The organism is Pseudarthrobacter naphthalenicus, assembly GCF_029076445.1.
GTDB lineage: Bacteria > Actinomycetota > Actinomycetes > Actinomycetales > Micrococcaceae > Arthrobacter > Arthrobacter naphthalenicus.
Map to the genome: position 1 here is coordinate 124,973 of NZ_JARESG010000002.1, position 16,752 is coordinate 141,724.

Below are 16,752 nucleotides of genomic sequence, written 5' to 3' on the forward strand. Positions count from 1 at the left end.
TGAATACGTGACCCGATTGATCCTGGCCTCCCAGTCCCCTGCCCGCACGAAACTCCTCGCCGACGCCGGGATTCAGCACTCTGTGCTGGTCTCGGACGTGGATGAGGACGCCGTCCAGGCCCGCTACGGCGTTACTGATCCGCACGATACCGCCCTGCTGCTTGCGCGGGCCAAGGCCGAGGCCGTGGCCGCGCTGCCGGAGGCGGAGGGCGCGCTGGTCATCGGCTGCGACTCGGTGTTCGAGTTCGACGGCGAGGCGCACGGCAAGCCGTACACCGCCGACGTCGCCCGTGCGCGGATGCTCCGGATGAGCGGGAACAGCGGGGTGCTGCACACCGGCCACTGGCTGGTGGACTGCCGCGGGGTTGCCGCCGGCAGCGGGGATGAAACGTCCGACGACGGCGGGGCGGCGCCGGGATCCGGCGCCACCCTCGGGGCGGTCACCTCCGCGGAGGTCCACTTCACGGACATGGAACCGGCGGAAATCGATGCCTACATCGCCACCGGTGAGCCGCTGCACTGCGCCGGTTCGTTCACCATTGACGGCTTCGGCGGGGCGTTTATCCGGAAGGTGGACGGGGACCCGCACACCGTCGTCGGACTTTCCATTTCGACGCTGCGGGCCTTGCTGGGTCAGGCACAGGTGCGCATCACCGATCTGTGGTCCGCGGAATAATTCGGCAAAATTCGGGGCGGCTTTGTAGGGACCCTACAAAGCCGCCCCCGTTTACGCGCGGAATCCGCAAGTAATATCGGCGGAACCCTCAAAATCGCGCTAGGCTCCCTGAAGGAAAGAAGGAGACGCCTTGTCAGCAATTTTGGAGCAGTCCGCAAGTCCCGTGCAGTCGAACCTCACCAAGGTGCTGATCGCCAACCGCGGCGAAATCGCAGTGCGGATCATCCGCGCGGCACGTGATGAAGGCATTGCCTCCGTGGCTGTCTACGCCGATCCGGACCGGGACGCCCTGCATGTCCGGCTCGCCGACGAGGCCTATTCCCTGGGCGGCACCACGGCTGCCGAGTCCTACCTGGTGATGGACAAAATCATCGACGTTGCCCGCCAGTCCGGCGCAGACGCCATCCACCCGGGCTACGGGTTCCTCGCCGAAAACGCGCAGTTCGCTGCCAAGGTCATCGAGGCCGGCATCACCTGGATCGGACCGGGCCCGGACGCCATCTCGGCCCTCGGAGACAAGGTCCAGGCCCGGCACATCGCCGAGAAGGTGGGCGCCCCCCAGGTTCCCGGCACCGCCGACCCTGTGCAGTCGGCCGAGGAAATCCTTGAGTTTGTGGACAAGTTCGGCCTGCCGGTGGCCATCAAGGCTGCCTTCGGCGGCGGCGGCCGCGGCATCAAAGTGGCCCGCACCCGCGAGGAAATCCCGGAACTGTTCGAGTCCGCGGTCCGCGAAGCCACCGCAGCCTTCGGCCGCGGCGAGTGCTTCATTGAGCGCTTCCTGGACGCGCCGCGCCACGTGGAAACCCAGTGCCTCGCCGACGCCCACGGCAACGTGGTGGTCATCTCCACCCGCGACTGCTCCCTGCAGCGCCGCAACCAGAAGCTCGTGGAAGAGGCTCCGGCCCCGTTCCTCACCGAGGAGCAGAACCGCCGGCTGTACGAATCATCCAAGGCCATTCTGAAGGAAGCCGGCTACCTCGGGGCAGGCACCTGCGAATTCCTGGTGGGCCAGGACGGCACCATCTCGTTCCTGGAGGTCAACACCCGCCTGCAGGTGGAGCACTGTGTCTCCGAAGAGGTCACCGGCATCGACCTGGTGCGCGAGCAGTTCCGCCTGGCCCGCGGGGAGGAACTGGGCTACGGAGACCCCGAAGTCCGCGGCCATTCCATCGAGTTCCGTATTACCGGCGAGGACCCGGGCCGGAACTTCATGCCCGCTCCGGGAACCATCACGGCCCTGAAGAACCCCACCGGCCCCGGCATCCGGATTGATTCCGGTGTGGAGCAGGGCGACATCATCAGCGGCAACTTCGACTCCATGCTCTCCAAGCTGATCGTCACCGGCGCCACCCGCGCCCAGGCTCTGCAGCGCTCACGCCGGGCCCTGGAGGAGATGGTGGTGGAAGGCATCCCCACCGTTATCCCCTTCGACCTGGCCGTGGTCACCAACCCGGACTTCGCTCCCGCCGAGGGCCCCTTCAAGATCCACACCCGCTGGATCGAAACCGAATTCGTCAATGATCTTCCCGCCTGGTCCCAGGACGGAACGCCAGCGCCCGAGGACGCCGGGGAACGCCAGCGTGTGGTGGTTGAGGTCGGCGGCAAGCGCCTCGAAGTGGTTCTGCCGGCCTCCCTCGGATCGCTCGGCACGGGCACCGTCGCGAAGGCCGGCAAGTCCAAGAAACGCCTCCGCTCAGGCGGGGCGGCAGCGGCAGCCACCGGCGATTCACTGACCTCCCCGATGCAGGGCACCATCGTCAAGGTGGCTGTGGCCAACGGCGACGTGGTGGTCGAAGGCGATCTGATTGTTGTGCTGGAAGCCATGAAGATGGAACAGCCCCTGACCGCACACCGTTCCGGGACCATCACGGGCCTGGGCGCCGCCGCCGGTGAAACGATCGCGGCGGGCGCCGTCATCGCCACCATCGAAGACTAGACGCGACCGAGGCACCCCATGCTTGCACCCAGTTTCGAAGAAGAAGTTGCCCGCTACCACCTCGCCGTTCCGGAGATCACCCGCGGCAACCCCGGGCCGGTCAAGGACCTGTATTCACGGCTCGACGACGTCACCCTGGCTAATCCTTTCGGCGGCATTGCCCGTGGCTGGGCGCAGGTCGAGGCACGCCTGGACCAGGCCTCCCGGCAGTTCCAGGACGGCGAGATGCTGGGCTTCGACACCATCACGTCCTACACCGCAAGGGACACCGCGTACCTGGTGGAGACCGAACACTTCCGGGCCCGCCTGGAGAGTGCCCCGCTCACCGAGGAGTTCGCGCTCCGGGTGACCAGTGTTTTCCGCCGCGAAGAAGGGTACTGGAAGCTGGTCCACCGGCACGCCGACCCGGCCGCACGCCCGCAGTCCCGGCGTTCCCTCGCCCAGCCCGCGGGTGAGCCCGCCGGCCACTGACAGCACCGTCCATCCCAACTGGGTAGCGCTAACTGTCGTTATGAGGGCCCAAAACGTCAGTTAGTGCTACTTACTTGGGGGTGGGGCGTGCTCTGGCGCTCAGCCGGGGGCCGCGGGCAGACTTAGCCTGTGAAGCCTTTCCTGCTCCTGGCCTCCCGGGCCGAAGATGCCGCCGCCGAGGACGAATACGCCGCATACCTGCGTTACGGCGGACTGGCGCCGGAACAGCTCCACCGCATCCGGCTTGAGGCCGGTCCCCTGCCGGAGCTGGACCTGGCAGCATACTCCGGCGTGATTGTGGGCGGCAGCCCGTTCACGTCCAGCGATCCGGCCCATCAGAAAAGCGCCACCCAGCATCGCGTGGAGCGGGAGCTGGCCGGACTGCTTGACCGGATCGTGGACCAGGACTTTCCGTTCCTCGGTGCGTGCTACGGGGTGGGGACGCTGGGAGCGCATCAGGGCGCGGTGATCGACAGGACGTTCGGCGAACCGCTGGGCGGCGTGGAGATCGAGCTGACGGACGCCGGCCTCGCGGATCCGGTGCTGCGCGGCATGCCGGCCAGGTTCACGGCCTTCACCGGCCACAAGGAGGCCTGCACCAGGCTCCCACCGCACGCGGTGCTGCTTGCGTCCTCCCAGGCCTGCCCGGTCCAGATGTTCCGGATCAAAGAGAATCTGTACGCCACCCAGTTCCATCCCGAACTGGACGTCCGGGGCCTGGTCACCCGGATCGACATCTACCGCCATGCGGGTTACTTTCCGCCGGAGTCCGCGGAGGACCTGATGGTGGCGGCCCAACACTTCACGGTGACCGAGCCCATGACCATCCTGAAGAACTTCGTCGCCCGCTACGCAAGCTGAGCCCGCCGGCGCGGGGTGGCGCCGCCGTCGTACGGTTCCCGCCCTGTTGGCCGCCCCGGGCACAGAAATGCCCGGCGCGCTTCCCGGAATGTCGGGGAGGCGCCGGGCAGTTCTGTCAGCAACCGGGCTGTGCGGAGCGGTCTCCGAAGCGTCAGGCCACGTTGTTCTCATAGTCGAGGTCGCGGGTTTCCTTGCTGACGAACAGCGCGAAGAGCGTCAGCACGGACATCACGGTGAGGTAGACGCCCACCAGCACGGGGCTGCCCTTGGCCAGTTCCCACAGCCAGACGGCGATGAACGGCGCCACGGCAGCACCAAGGATGCTTGAGACGTTATAGCTGATGGCCGAGCCCGTGTACCGCACGTTGGTGGGGAACAGTTCCGGCAGGATCGCCCCCATGGGCCCGAAGGTGAGGCCCATCAGGGAGAAGCCCAGGATCAGCAGGGCCATGGTGCCCACAAAGCCGCCGCTGAACAGCGGGACCCACAGCAGCCCGAAGACAAAGATGCCGGCAGTCACTGACAGCAGCATCTTGCGGCGGCCGTACTTTTCGGCGAGCGGCCCTGACACCAGGGTGAAGATGCCGAAGAACACGACGCCGGCAATCAGCATCCAGAGGAAGTCGTTGCGGGAGTAGCCGAGGCCGGGAACGAACGCGGCGGCTGCTGCCTCGGTCATCGGCTTGCCGGCCTTCTCGGCTGCGGCCTTGGCGGAATCCAGGGTGGCGGCGCGCGTGCCGTAGGTCAGGGTGAAGGTGGTCATCAGGTAGAAGAGCACGTAGGTGGCGAGCATGATGAAGGTGCCCAGGATCAGCGGACGCCAGCTGGTCTTGAAGACGCGGGCCAGGGGCAGCTTGGCCACCTCTTTGGATTCGAGCACCTTGGTGAAGGCCGGGGTCTCGATCAGTTTGAGGCGGACCCAGAGGCCGATGATGACCATCACGGCGCTGAGCAGGAACGGCACCCGCCAGCCCCAGTCCATGAAGGCCTGCGGAGACAGGGTGTAGCTGGCAACCAGGAAGATCACATTCGCAATGATGAAGCCGATGGGTGCACCCAGCTGCGGGAACGTGCCGTAAATGGCGCGCTTGTTGGCGGGTGCGTTCTCGGTGGCCAGCAGCGCAGCGCCGCTCCACTCGCCGCCGAGGGCGAGGCCCTGGAAGAACCGCATCACAACCAGGAGGGCCGGAGCCCAGAATTCCCAGCCGTCCACCTTGGCCGTGGGCAGGCAGCCGATCAGGAAGGTGGCGATGCCCATGGTCAGCAGCGAGGCCACCAGGGTGCCCTTGCGGCCGAACTTGTCACCGAAGTGGCCAAACACAATGGACCCCAGCGGACGGGCCACGAACGCCACACCGAATACCGCGAAGGAGCTCAGGAGCTGGGTGGTCTCGTTCTGGTTGGGGAAGAACAGTGCCGGGAACACCAGCACGGCGGCGGTGGCGTAGACGTAGAAGTCGTAGAACTCCACGGTGGTGCCGATCAGGCTGGCCACGATCACGCGCCCGCGCGAATTCACAGCCTTGGCCGAGCCTGGCTCCGCGGTGGTTGGGTTGGATGACATTTGAACACCTTCACAAAAAACGGCCTGACGTGGTGCGGCCAGGCCTGCAGTAGTTAGAGTTCAATATTAGTTCCCGCAGTCCATTGAATGGACAAGCATTCCAACATATGGACATGTGGGCTTCGTCTCACCTGCTGGTCCCCGTTCCCGCCTCACACCTCTTTGCGGAGGCGGATAGGCAAATGTCACAGCGCGTTAACACCGCACGACCGTCCGCGAAATGCGCCGTCCTTAGCGTGGAAGAACAACATTCCCCAAGGAGGCACGCCCGTGACTGCTGACCGCACCGCAGATATCCCCACTACCCGCACCGCAGCCGCCCCGGCTCTGGAATTCCTTCCCGGCCGCTGGATCGCCAACTGGGACGCAGAAAACAAAGAGCAGTGGGAGGCCACCGGACGCACCATTGCCCGGCGCAACCTGAACTGGTCCATCTTTGCCGAGTTCCTCGGTTTTGTGGTCTGGCAGCTCTGGTCCATCGTGGTGGTCCAACTTCCGGCAGCAGGCTTCACCTTCACCACGTCGGAAATCTTCTGGCTGATCTCGATGCCCAGCCTCGTCGGGGCCACGCTCCGGATCCCCTATACGTTTATGGTTCCCCGCTTCGGCGGACGCAACTGGACCATCGTGTCCGCCCTGCTGCTCCTGATCCCCGCCATCGGCCTGGGACTCTGCGTCGCCAACCCGGGGACCCCGTTCGGGGTGATGCTCCTGGTGGCTGCCCTGGCCGGTTTCGGCGGTGGAAACTTCGCCAGCTCCATGGCCAACATCACGTTCTTCTACCCGGCCCGTGAAAAGGGCTGGGCGCTGGGCCTGAACGCTGCCGGCGGCAACATGGGTGCCGCCGTCGCCCAGCTCGCCGTGCCCATCGTCATCACCCTGCTGGCCGCCGGGACGGTCAACCTGCCGCTGGCCGGCTGGATGTGGGTCCCGTTCATCCTCCTGGCCGCCTACGGCGCCTTCAAGTACATGAACAACCTCACCAGCGCCAAGGGTGACGTGGCCGGTTCGGTCGCCGCGCTGAAGGAACCGCACCTGTGGATCATGGCCCTGCTGTACATCGGCACCTTCGGTTCGTTCATCGGATTTGCCGGCGTCTTCCCGAAACTCATTAAGGACTACTTCCCGGCCTTCTCCTCCATCGGCGTCGGCACCGTGGCACTCTCCCTGGCCTTCCTCGGCCCGCTGGTCGGTTCCCTGGCCCGTCCCTACGGCGGCCGGATGGCTGACCGGATGGGCGGCGCCCGGATGACCGTGTCCGCGTTCGCTTCCATGGCCGTTATTACCCTGACCATGATCTGGACCCTGCCGCTGAAGAACTTCTGGCTCTTCCTGGTCCTGTTCCTGATGCTCTTCACCGCCAGCGGCTTCGGAAACGGCGCCACCTACCGCATGATCCCGGTCATCTTCGCCACCTCCAGCCGCGCCGCCCGGAACGGCGCCGACCCGGTGGCCACCCAGCGGCTCGCTTCGTCGGCCCTCGGGCTCATCTCGGCCATCGGCGCCTATGGCGGGTTCGTGATCCCGCAGGTGCTGAACGCCTCCAACACAGCCAGCGGCTTCTACACCCCGGCGTTCTACGGATTCGTCGGCGCCTACGTCCTGATGCTGGCTGTCTGCTGGTTCTGCTACATCCGCAACGCCAACCGAAATGCGATGGGACACGTCTAGCATGACCAACAGCGCCGACATGCACTGCCCTTACTGCGCCCTGCAGTGCGCCATGACGCTCACGTCACCCGTCAGCCCGGCCCCGGCTTCCGAGCCGGGACCGGGCGCGGCGCCCGTGGCCGTGCCCGTGCCCGTGGCTGTGGCCCTGCCCGTGCCCCTGCCCGCCGAGACTCCTGCGCCGGCCACCGCGGATGCCCCCCTGCTGGAGGTGGCCGGACGCGACTTCCCCACCAACCGCGGGGGCCTGTGCCGGAAGGGCTGGACCTCTGCCACGCTCCTGAACCACCCCGGACGCGTCACCGAACCGCTCCTCAAGGGCGCCGACGGCATCCACCGCCCCATCGGCTGGGACCAGGCCCTGGCACTGGTCACCACCGCGGTCAAGGACACCCAGGCACGCTACGGAAGGGACGCCGTCGGCGTTTTCGGCGGTGGCGGCCTCACCAACGAGAAGGCCTACATGCTGGGCAAGTTCGCCCGGCTGGCCCTTGGTACCTCGCGCATCGACTACAACGGCCGGTTCTGCATGTCCTCGGCAGCGGCGGCCGGTATGCGGGCATTCGGCGTTGACCGCGGACTGCCCTTCCCCCTCGCGGATCTGGACCACGCCAGCACCATCCTGATCCTGGGCTCCAACGTCGCCGAAACCATGCCGCCGTTTGTGCAGCACCTCCAGGGCGCCCGGAATGCCGGCGGGCTGATTGTGGTGGATCCCCGCCGGTCAGCCACGGCAAAGTTCACGGCCGACGGCGGCGGCCTGCACCTGCAGCCCCTGCCGGGCACCGATCTCACCCTCCTGCTGGGCTTAGCGCACGTGATCATCCACGAAAGCCTCGCCGACCAGGACTTCATCGCGGCACGCACCACCGGCTACGACGCCGTGGTCCGCAGCGTCAACGCCTTCTGGCCCGAGCGGGTCCAGTCCCTCACCGGCGTCCCGGCGGACCTCATCCGGGAAACTGCCCGCCGGCTCGCCGACGGCGCCCAAAAGGGCGGCAGCTACATCCTCACCGGCCGCGGCGTGGAACAGCATATTGACGGAACAGACACCGCTACCGCCGCCATCAACCTCAGCCTCCTCCTCGGCCTGCCCGGGTCGGCACGCAGCGGCTACGGGACCCTCACCGGGCAGGGCAACGGCCAGGGCGGCCGCGAACACGGCCAGAAGGCCGACCAGCTCCCCGGCTACCGCAAGATCACCGACCCCGCGGCGCGTGCGCACGTGGCCGGGGTGTGGGGCGTGCCCGAATCGCTGATTCCCGGCCCCGGCCTGCCCGCCGTCCAACTGCTGAAGTCGCTGGGACAGCCCGACGGCGTCCGCTGCCTTTTCGTGCATGCCTCCAACATCGCGGTGGCCTCCCCCGACGCGAACGCCGTCATCGCCGGGCTCCGGAGCCTGGACTTCCTGGTGGTGTGCGACTTCTTTAGGTCCGAGACCGCCGCCGAGGCGGACCTCATCCTGCCCGTGCTGCAGTGGGCCGAGGAAGAGGGCACGCTGACCAACCTCGAGGGACGGGTCCTGCGCCGCCGCCGGGCCATCCAGCCGCCGGCCGGGGCCCGCAGCGAGCTGTGGATCATGGCCCGGCTGGCCGAAGCCCTGGATGCCCCCTCCACCTACAGCGAGGACCCGGAAACGGTGTTCGAGGAGCTGCGGCTCGCCTCCGCCGGCGGCCTGGCGGATTACTCGGGCATCGACTACGCGATGCTGGACCGGGGTGAGGCCGCCTACTGGCCGTACTCGGCGGGCAGCACCGGCACCCCGCGGCTCTTCCTGGATGCCTTTGCGCACCCCGACGGGAAGGCGGTCATGACGCCGGTGACGCCGCGCCGACGTCGTGCGCCTGCCGGTACCCCCAGCCGGGACAGCACAGCCCCGGCAGCCACCACCCTGACCCTCATCACCGGCCGTCTCCTGGAGCACTACCAGTCCGGCGCCCAGACCCGGCGGGTGGCAGAACTCCTGGCCGCCCGGCCGGAAGCCGCAGTCCAGATCCACCCCGCCGCCGCAGCCGCCATGGGCATCACCGAGGGCGCCTTTGTTTCCGTGGCCAACGAGCGTGGCGAAGTGATCTGCCGGGCGGAACTCAGCACCGCCATCCGCCCGGAGACGGTGTTCCTGCCGTTCCACTTCCCGGAACTCGGCAGTGCCAACCGCCTGACCGAGGCGGCCACTGATCCCGTGTCGGGGATGCCGGAATTCAAGTTCAACAAAGTCTGGGTCCGGGCTGCGGCACCCAGCGACCTTCAGCAAAGCGAACTTGAGCGAAACGAACTTCGGCGAAGCGACCGTCAGCACAGCGTTCTTCAACCAGCGGAGGCCTCATGAGCGAGCAGATTGTCATTGTCGGTTTCGGCCCGGTGGCAGGCCGCCTGATCGACGAACTCCTGCCCGCGGTCCGGGATGGGCACGTGCGCCTGACTGTGGTGGGCGAGGAAGCGGAGGCTGCGTACAACCGTGTCCTCGTCGCTGACCTGGGCGTGGGGCGCACCACCGCGGATGCCCTGGCACTGTCCGATGCAGCCGCCCTGATTGCCGAGAGCGTGGACGTGCGCCTGGGCGTGCGGGTCCGCAGGGTGGACCGGGCACGCCAACAGGTGATCCTCACGGACGGCACCACCGCCCCCTACGAGCGCCTCGTCTTCGCCACAGGTTCCCGGCCCGTCATTCCGAACCTCACCGGCATCAACCCGGACCCCGCCTCCCCGGTCCTGCCGGCCGGGGTCACGGCGCTCCGGGACCTGCGCGATGCTTCGGTTTTGCGCGCAGCGGTCGACGGCGGCAAACGGGTGGTGGTGCTCGGCGGCGGCGTCCTGGGTCTTGAGACGGCCCTCGCCGCGGCGGAGGAGGGCGCCACCGTGACGGTGGTCCACAACGGCCCGCATCCGCTGGGCCGCAACATCGACCGCGGCGGGGGTGCGGTCCTCGCGGCCAGCCTGCGCCGGTGCGGCGTGCGGATGGCCGGCAACGCCCGCTCCACGGGCGTGGAGCACAACGCGCCCGACGGCGGGTTCTCGGCGCTGCTGCTTGAGGACGGTTCCGCGATCGACGGCGACCTCCTGGTCCTCTCATGCGGCGTCCGGCCGCGGACCGAGCTGGCCGAGGGCTGCGGCCTGTCCACCGGCACGGGAATCCTGGTGGACCACCGGCTCCGCGCGCACCACGAACCCCACATCTTCGCCATCGGCGACTGCGCCGAGGTGCGCTGCCCCGACCCCGCCTGCAGTGAGTGCCGCACAGCGACGGGCCCGTCCGGACTGGTGGGACCCGGCTGGCGGCAGGCCGACTGGCTGGCCGAATACCTGACCCTGCTGGCCACCGGCACGCAAGCCGACGCTGACGCACTGGTGGAACTGCCCCGGGAACAGGCCGGCGTGATTGTGCTGAAGGCCCGCGGCCTGACCATGGCCGTGGCCGGGGACAACGCGGCCGATCCGTGGGACGAGGACGCCCTGACCGCCGGCGCCGTCAACTGCCGCCCGCGCCTGCAGATCGCCCAGTGGGCAGACCCGGAGCACGGCCGCTACGTCAAGATGACCACGCGAGGCGGAGTACTCGAAGGCCTGGTGGCGGTGGGCATGCCGCGATCGGCCGCCGAACTGGTCAGCCTCTTCGAACGCGGGGCCGAGCTGCCGGCGGACAGGTCCCTGTTGCTGCGGCTGGACGGGCCGGAGCAGTTGGCTTCCGGACCTGCCGACCCCGCAGGGACGGTGTGCCGGTGCGCCGGGGTCAGCGGGACCAGGATCCAGGGCGCCGTGGAGGGCGGCTGCTCCACGGTGGCCGACGTAGCCAAGGCGACCCGCGCCGGCACCGGCTGCGGCGGTTGCCATGATGACATCAAGGGACTCATCGAACAACACTTCCAGGCAGCTCCCGCCTGAGGTGCGCTGAAGACGGGGAGGCCGGATATGTGCATACCCCAACGCGGACATGGGCGCGTAACAGGAATCGTGCGTGCTGCCGCCTGCCGGTAGCATCGCGGCCATGAATGCCGACGACGAAGACGACATCACCGAAGAACTGCTGGCCGACGCAGTCAAACTGACCGGGCTGAGCCTGGAACTGCTGGGCCTCGATCCCCACCCCGATGACATGACCCCGGAACAGCGGCTCCTGTTCGACCCGGAAGACCTGGCTGAAATGGCAGCTGTCCCGGCCGACGGTCGGCAAGAAGCTATGAGCCGGACCCGCCTCCTGGCCGGCCTCCTCTGGAACTCGTCGGGTATTCTCCTTGACCAACTATTTCGCGATCTCGAGGCGCTGGGCCGGCCGGATGCCGTCACTGCGTCCGGCATCGCCAAGTCCTACGTGCTGTCCTCGCTGCCGCCGCAGTTCGCGTCCAGTTACGACGCCGGGTTCACGCGGAAGTTCATTGTCGTCGCCGCCGACGTCGCTGTCTCCCTCGGCCGCGGGTGGACCTCCCCCGGCTGCATCGCGGCCGAACTGGCCGTCCGCTGCCTGCTCGACCAGGCGGAAATCACCGAAGACATTTACGAGCTGGACCTGCCGGAGGACTGGCGCGCCCAGGTTGAGGAGGTCCTGCTGGAGGACGCCGAATGCCACGCGCTGTACACCGAGCCGGACACAGGCGGCAGCCCGGAAGCCGACGCGGGCCTCGGCTTCGAGCAGTGGTTCACACCGTTTGCACCCGGAGACGTCGTCCCCGCCTTTGCGCGATCCTAAACCGCCCTATGACCGGTCCTCAGCGGACCCTTCAGGCAGTGCCGACAGGAAGTCCTCGGTGAAGCGTTTCACGCCGTCCCACTCCGTGTAGACGTAGTCGCGGGACGTATCCAGGTCCGTGGACCCCTTGTCCTTGGTGATCTTCTTCATGAGCTGGCGTTTGAGGAAGTTGTACTGCGTATAGAGCAGCGCGCCCGGAAAGATCCCGACGTGGGCGGGATGCCAGCCCGACTGCTCTTCGAATTCGGCCACGTAACCTTCTGCGCTGTGTTCGTCGCCGTGGGCGGCCAGGCTGACCGAGATCAGGGCTGAGGGCAGGCGTTCGAGATCGTCCCGGTTCCTGCGGGCAAAGTCGACCACGAAGCCCTCGTGCTTCCCCATGTGGACCGACGCCGCAACGATCACGGCGTCCTGCCCCGCCGGAATCCTGTCGCCGGAGTGTTTGAGGTCCACGGTTTCCGCTTCGTGCCCGTTTGCCCGGACGACATCGGCAACGTACTCCACAATGTGGGCGGTCTGTCCTTCAACGCTCCCGTAGGGGATATAGATCTTGGCCATGCTCCAGTGTGCGCGCGCGGTTCCGGGCGCAAGTAGGGCCGAACGTCCCCGGCCGGCACCTGCCCGGAGCTACATGTGGACGTGCAGCCGCCGCGCCGCTTCGGAGATGGAGCCGCTCAGTGACGGATAGACGGTGAAGGTGCTCGCGACATCGTCCACGTGCAGCTTGTGGGTCACGGCAAGGGCGATGGCGAAGATCAGCTCGGAGGCGTTCGGCCCCACCACCACGCCGCCGATGACGGTGCCTGATCCCTTGCGCGCAAAGATCTTGACGAAGCCGTCCTTGGCGTTACGCATCTTGGCGCGGGCGTTGCTCTTCAGCGACAGCTTGATGATGTCCGCCTGGTATTTGCCGGACTGGATGTCCGCCTCGGACACACCCACCGAGGCGATCTCGGGCGAGGTGAAGATGTTGGACGCCACCTGATGGAGCTTGAGCGGCATCACGGCGTCGCCCAGGAAGTGCGCAATCGCGATCCGTCCCTGCATCGCTGCCACCGATGCCAGGGCCAGCACGCCGGTGCAGTCTCCGGCGGCGTAAATGTTCGGCGCGGTGGTGCGGGAAACCCCGTCCACCTTGATGTGGCCGCTTTCGGTCAGGGCCACGCCGGCTTCTTCCAGGCCGATGCCCGCGGTATTGGGGATCGAACCGACGGCCACGAGACAGTGGCTGCCCGCCACCGTGGAGCCGTCACCCAGAGTGACCACCACGCCCTCCTCTGTCCGCTCCACGGTTTCGGCGCGGGAACGGGACAGCACGCGCACGCCGCGGCGCTCGAACACTTCCTCCAGCACCACGGCGGCGTCGGTGTCGGAGCCCGGCAGCACGCGATCACGGCTGGAAATCAGGGTCACCTTGGATCCGAGGCCGTTGTAGGCGGAGGCGAATTCGGCACCGGTCACGCCGGATCCCACCACAATCAGTTCCTCGGGAAGCTCATCGAGGTTGTAGATCTGCGCCCAGTTCAGGATGCGTTGGCCGTCGGGCCGGGCCGTGGGCAGCTCCCGGGGATGCGCGCCCACCGCGAGCAGGATGGTGTCCGCCTCCACGGTCCGGGTGCCGTCCGCCGTCAGGACTTCGATGGTGTGGCTGTCCAGGAGCTTGCCGGATCCGATCAGGATGCGGATGTTCTGGTGCTGTTCCAGCCCGCCGGTGATGTCACGGGACTGCTGCCGGGCCAGGCCCAGAAGACGGTCGTTGATGTGCTTGAGGTCAGCGCGCATAACGGGCACAAAGTCGCCGCCGTCGACGTCGAACTTGACTCCCAGCTCTCCCGCCTCGCCGACGCGGGTCATCAGATCCGCCGTCGCGATCAGCGTTTTGGAAGGGACGACGTCGGTGAGCACCGCCGAGCCGCCGAGCCCGGCACGTTCGATGATGGTGACCTGCGCCCCCAGGGAGGCTGCGACCATGGCGGCTTCGTATCCGCCGGGGCCACCTCCCAGGATTGCGATCCGGGGTGAGCTGAAATCAGGATGCGTAGTCACAATCAACCATTATCTCCCCAATCGCGCCGGGACATCAATTAAATGCCCGATTCATGGGACGCATCACCGCCCGGAGTGACGGTGTGCACAACGGGGGCGGCACGATAGTTTGTACCAGTGAGTAATACAGACTTCCTGAACATGGACCCCTTCGACGCCGCACGCGAGGCCGCTGAGTACATTGCCGAGAAGACCGGGGTGGCCAATCACGACGTCGCGCTGGTCCTCGGATCGGGCTGGGCCGAGGCTGCCGACCTGATCGGCGAGACCACCGCCACGCTGGGCGCGGACGCGGTCCCGGGCTTCCATGCCCCGGCCGTGGTGGGCCACGTGGGCACCATCCGCTCGGTGCTGACCAGGGAAGGCAAACGCGCGCTGGTCCTGGGCGCCCGGACGCATTACTACGAAGGCAAGGGCGTCCGTGCCGTGGTCCACGGCATCCGTGCGGCAGCCGCGGCGGGCTGCAAGACCCTGGTCCTCACCAACGGCTGCGGCGGCATCAACGAAAGCTGGACCCCTGGCACTCCGGTCCTCATCAAAGATCACATCAACCTCACCGGCACGTCCCCGCTTGAGGGCGCAACCTTCGTTGACCTGACAGACCTTTACAGCTCCCGCATCCGGGACCTCGCCCGCGAAGTGGACTCATCACTGGATGAAGGCGTCTACGTCCAGTTCTCCGGGCCGCACTACGAAACCCCGGCCGAAGTGCAGTACGCCAAGCGGATCGGAGGGGACCTGGTGGGTATGTCCACCGCGCTGGAGGCCATCGCGGGCCGGCATGCGGGCATGGAAGTGTTCGGCATCTCCCTGGTGACCAACCTCGCTGCCGGCATCAACCCCATGCCGCTGAGCCACCAGGAAGTGCTCGAGTCGGGCCAGGAAGCCGGGCCGCGCATCTCCAAGCTGCTGGCCGGGATCATCGCAAAACTCTAGGACAACGCGGGGTCACTTATCGCTCAATCCTGGCCCTTTTTCGGGCATTATGTGACCCCGCGTTGGTTTGCTGGTCCGGTTTCCGCCGTCACCGGCGAGTGTCCGGGACCGTTCCGCGGGCAATGACGATAGCGTGGACCCATGACGTCCACCGATGCCGCCTCCTTGTTCAGCCAAGCCCGGGAATGGGCGGCCCAAGATCCGGATCCCGCCACTGCTGCCGCGCTCACAGAGCTGCTGCAGCTCGCGGAGGACGGTTCTCCCGCCGCCAACCAGGAACTCGCCGACAGCTTCAGCGGCACCCTGCAGTTCGGCACCGCCGGCCTCCGCGCCGCCCTCGGACCCGGGCCCAACCGGATGAACCGCGTGGTGGTGCGCCGTGCCGCCGCCGGCCTCGCGGCCTTCCTGACCGGCGCCGTCGGTGAGGCGGCGCCCGGAACCCGGCCCCGCGCCGTCGTCGGCTATGACGCCCGCCATAACTCGGACATCTTCGCCGAGGAAACGGCAGCCATTTTCACAGCCGCCGGGATTGAGGCCTTCCTGCTGCCGGCCGCACTGCCCACTCCCCTGCTCGCGTTCGCCGTCCGCGCCCTCGATTGCGACGGCGGCGTCATGGTCACCGCCAGCCACAACCCCCCGCAGGACAACGGCTACAAGGTGTACCTGGGGCGGCACGCCGTGGAGGAGAGCGGGCGCGGGGCACAGATCGTGGCGCCTTACGACGCCAGAATCGCCTCGCGGATTGCGTCGGTAGGAACGCTGGAAACCATCGCCCTCGCCGCGGACGGCTGGACGGTGCTGGACCCATCCCTGGCCGCCGACTATGAAAACGCGGTGGCGGCACTCGCCGATCCTGCCCGTTTCCCGTCGCGCGAGCTGCGCATTGTCCTGACCCCCATGCACGGCGTGGGCGGCGAAACAGCCGTGGCAGTACTGAAGGAGGCCGGCTTCGCGGACGTGACCCTGGTGGCTGAACAGGCCGCACCGGATCCGGATTTCCCCACCGTGAGCTTTCCCAACCCTGAGGAGCCCGGCGCCCTCGACCTGGCACTCGAGACCGCCGCGCGCCTGGACGCCGACCTTGTAATCGCCAACGATCCGGACGCCGACCGGGCCGCCGTGGCCGCGGTGGACCCGGACACCGGCACCTGGCGCATGCTGCGCGGGGATGAGGTGGGGGCGTTGCTGGGGGCCCACATCGTGGCGCGCCTGGCCGAGGGTGAGGACGAAACGCCCGACGGCGGCGACAGAGCGGGTGCCCGTGCCGGCGTGTTCGCCAATTCCATTGTGTCCTCGCGGCTGCTCTCCCGCATCGCCGCGGCGGCCGGCTACGCGCATGAGGAAACACTGACAGGCTTCAAGTGGATTTCCCGGGTACCCGGGCTCCTGTACGGCTACGAGGAAGCCTTGGGCTACTGCGTGGCACCTGACCTGGTCCGGGACAAGGACGGCATCTCGGCCGCGGTGCTCATCGCCGAGATGGCCGCCGCCGCCAAAGCTGCCGGCAAGACCATCTTCGACACCCTGGACGAGCTCTACCTGCAGCATGGGCTGCACGCCAGCGATCAGCTGAGTATCCGGGTGGCGGACCTTGGGCTGCTGGATGCCATGATGAACCGCCTGCGCGTCAGCCCGCCCGAGTCGTTCGGATCATCCGCCGTGGAGGCGTTTGCGGACCTGGCCGAAGGCAGTGAACACCTGCCGCCCACGGACGGCCTGCTGTACCTGACCCGTGACCAGACCCGGGTGATCATCCGGCCCAGCGGCACCGAACCCAAGCTCAAGTGCTACCTGGAAGTCCTCCGCCCGGTGGAGTCGGCAGCCGAGCTTCCGGAGGCCCGGCAGGCCGCCCGGCTCACCCTGGATGCGGTGGTCTGCGACGTCCGCGAGGCCCTCGGGCTTTAGCGGGC

Annotated in this window: 13 protein-coding genes; 10 read left to right on the plus strand and 3 right to left on the minus strand. The window is 67.5% G+C overall.

Annotated elements, in window-relative coordinates:
• Nucleotides 1-7 precede the first annotated feature (7 nt).
• The 4 genes from PY310_RS02635 to PY310_RS02650 all read left to right on the plus strand — a co-directional run bounded on the left by PY310_RS02635 (nt 8) and on the right by PY310_RS02650 (nt 3,944).
• Complete coding sequence (locus PY310_RS02635; RefSeq protein ID WP_275212595.1) at nt 8-676, plus strand: Maf family protein; 669 nt, start codon at nt 8-10, stop codon at nt 674-676.
• A 130-nt stretch (nt 677-806) separates the two neighbouring features.
• On the plus strand, nt 807-2,612 hold the full coding sequence (locus PY310_RS02640; RefSeq protein WP_275212596.1) for an acetyl/propionyl/methylcrotonyl-CoA carboxylase subunit alpha: 1,806 nt from the start codon (nt 807-809) through the stop codon (nt 2,610-2,612).
• Nucleotides 2,613-2,630: 18 nt separating this feature from the next.
• The gene (locus PY310_RS02645; RefSeq protein WP_275212598.1) at nt 2,631-3,083 is read left to right on the plus strand and encodes a YybH family protein; all 453 of its coding nucleotides are present in this window, start codon (nt 2,631-2,633) and stop codon (nt 3,081-3,083) included.
• A 129-nt stretch (nt 3,084-3,212) separates the two neighbouring features.
• Nucleotides 3,213-3,944 (plus strand): glutamine amidotransferase, encoded by a 732-nt coding sequence (locus PY310_RS02650; protein WP_275212599.1) that lies wholly within the window; start codon nt 3,213-3,215, stop codon nt 3,942-3,944.
• Nucleotides 3,945-4,095: 151 nt separating this feature from the next.
• Here the strand turns inward: PY310_RS02650 and PY310_RS02655 are convergent, their stop codons facing one another.
• Nucleotides 4,096-5,508, minus strand: coding sequence for an MFS transporter (locus PY310_RS02655; protein WP_275212601.1), 1,413 nt, complete (start codon nt 5,506-5,508; stop codon nt 4,096-4,098).
• 270 nt (nt 5,509-5,778) lie between these two features.
• Here PY310_RS02655 and PY310_RS02660 point away from each other — a divergent pair, with 270 nt between their 5' ends.
• The 4 genes from PY310_RS02660 to PY310_RS02675 all read left to right on the plus strand — a co-directional run bounded on the left by PY310_RS02660 (nt 5,779) and on the right by PY310_RS02675 (nt 11,860).
• Complete coding sequence (locus PY310_RS02660) at nt 5,779-7,179, plus strand: MFS transporter (RefSeq protein ID WP_275212602.1); 1,401 nt, start codon at nt 5,779-5,781, stop codon at nt 7,177-7,179.
• A gap of 1 nt (nt 7,180) precedes the next feature.
• Nucleotides 7,181-9,505, plus strand: coding sequence for a molybdopterin oxidoreductase family protein (locus PY310_RS02665; protein WP_275212603.1), 2,325 nt, complete (start codon nt 7,181-7,183; stop codon nt 9,503-9,505).
• Nucleotides 9,502-11,058 (plus strand): FAD-dependent oxidoreductase, encoded by a 1,557-nt coding sequence (locus tag PY310_RS02670; protein ID WP_275212604.1) that lies wholly within the window; start codon nt 9,502-9,504, stop codon nt 11,056-11,058. The genes PY310_RS02665 and PY310_RS02670 overlap by 4 nt, the downstream gene beginning before the upstream one ends.
• Nucleotides 11,059-11,161: 103 nt before the next feature.
• Nucleotides 11,162-11,860 (plus strand): hypothetical protein, encoded by a 699-nt coding sequence (locus tag PY310_RS02675; protein ID WP_275212605.1) that lies wholly within the window; start codon nt 11,162-11,164, stop codon nt 11,858-11,860.
• Nucleotides 11,861-11,866: 6 nt separating this feature from the next.
• Here the strand turns inward: PY310_RS02675 and PY310_RS02680 are convergent, their stop codons facing one another.
• Complete coding sequence (locus tag PY310_RS02680; protein ID WP_275212606.1) at nt 11,867-12,418, minus strand: flavodoxin domain-containing protein; 552 nt, start codon at nt 12,416-12,418, stop codon at nt 11,867-11,869.
• Between the two features lie 69 nt (nt 12,419-12,487).
• Complete coding sequence (locus PY310_RS02685; protein ID WP_275212607.1) at nt 12,488-13,906, minus strand: NAD(P)H-quinone dehydrogenase; 1,419 nt, start codon at nt 13,904-13,906, stop codon at nt 12,488-12,490.
• A 117-nt stretch (nt 13,907-14,023) separates the two neighbouring features.
• Between PY310_RS02685 and PY310_RS02690 the strand changes: the two genes are divergently transcribed.
• Entirely contained in the window at nt 14,024-14,842 is an 819-nt protein-coding gene (locus PY310_RS02690; protein WP_275212608.1) for a purine-nucleoside phosphorylase, read from the plus strand.
• A 141-nt stretch (nt 14,843-14,983) separates the two neighbouring features.
• Complete coding sequence (locus PY310_RS02695; protein WP_275212610.1) at nt 14,984-16,747, plus strand: phospho-sugar mutase; 1,764 nt, start codon at nt 14,984-14,986, stop codon at nt 16,745-16,747.
• The last annotated feature ends 5 nt before the right edge of the window (nt 16,748-16,752 follow it).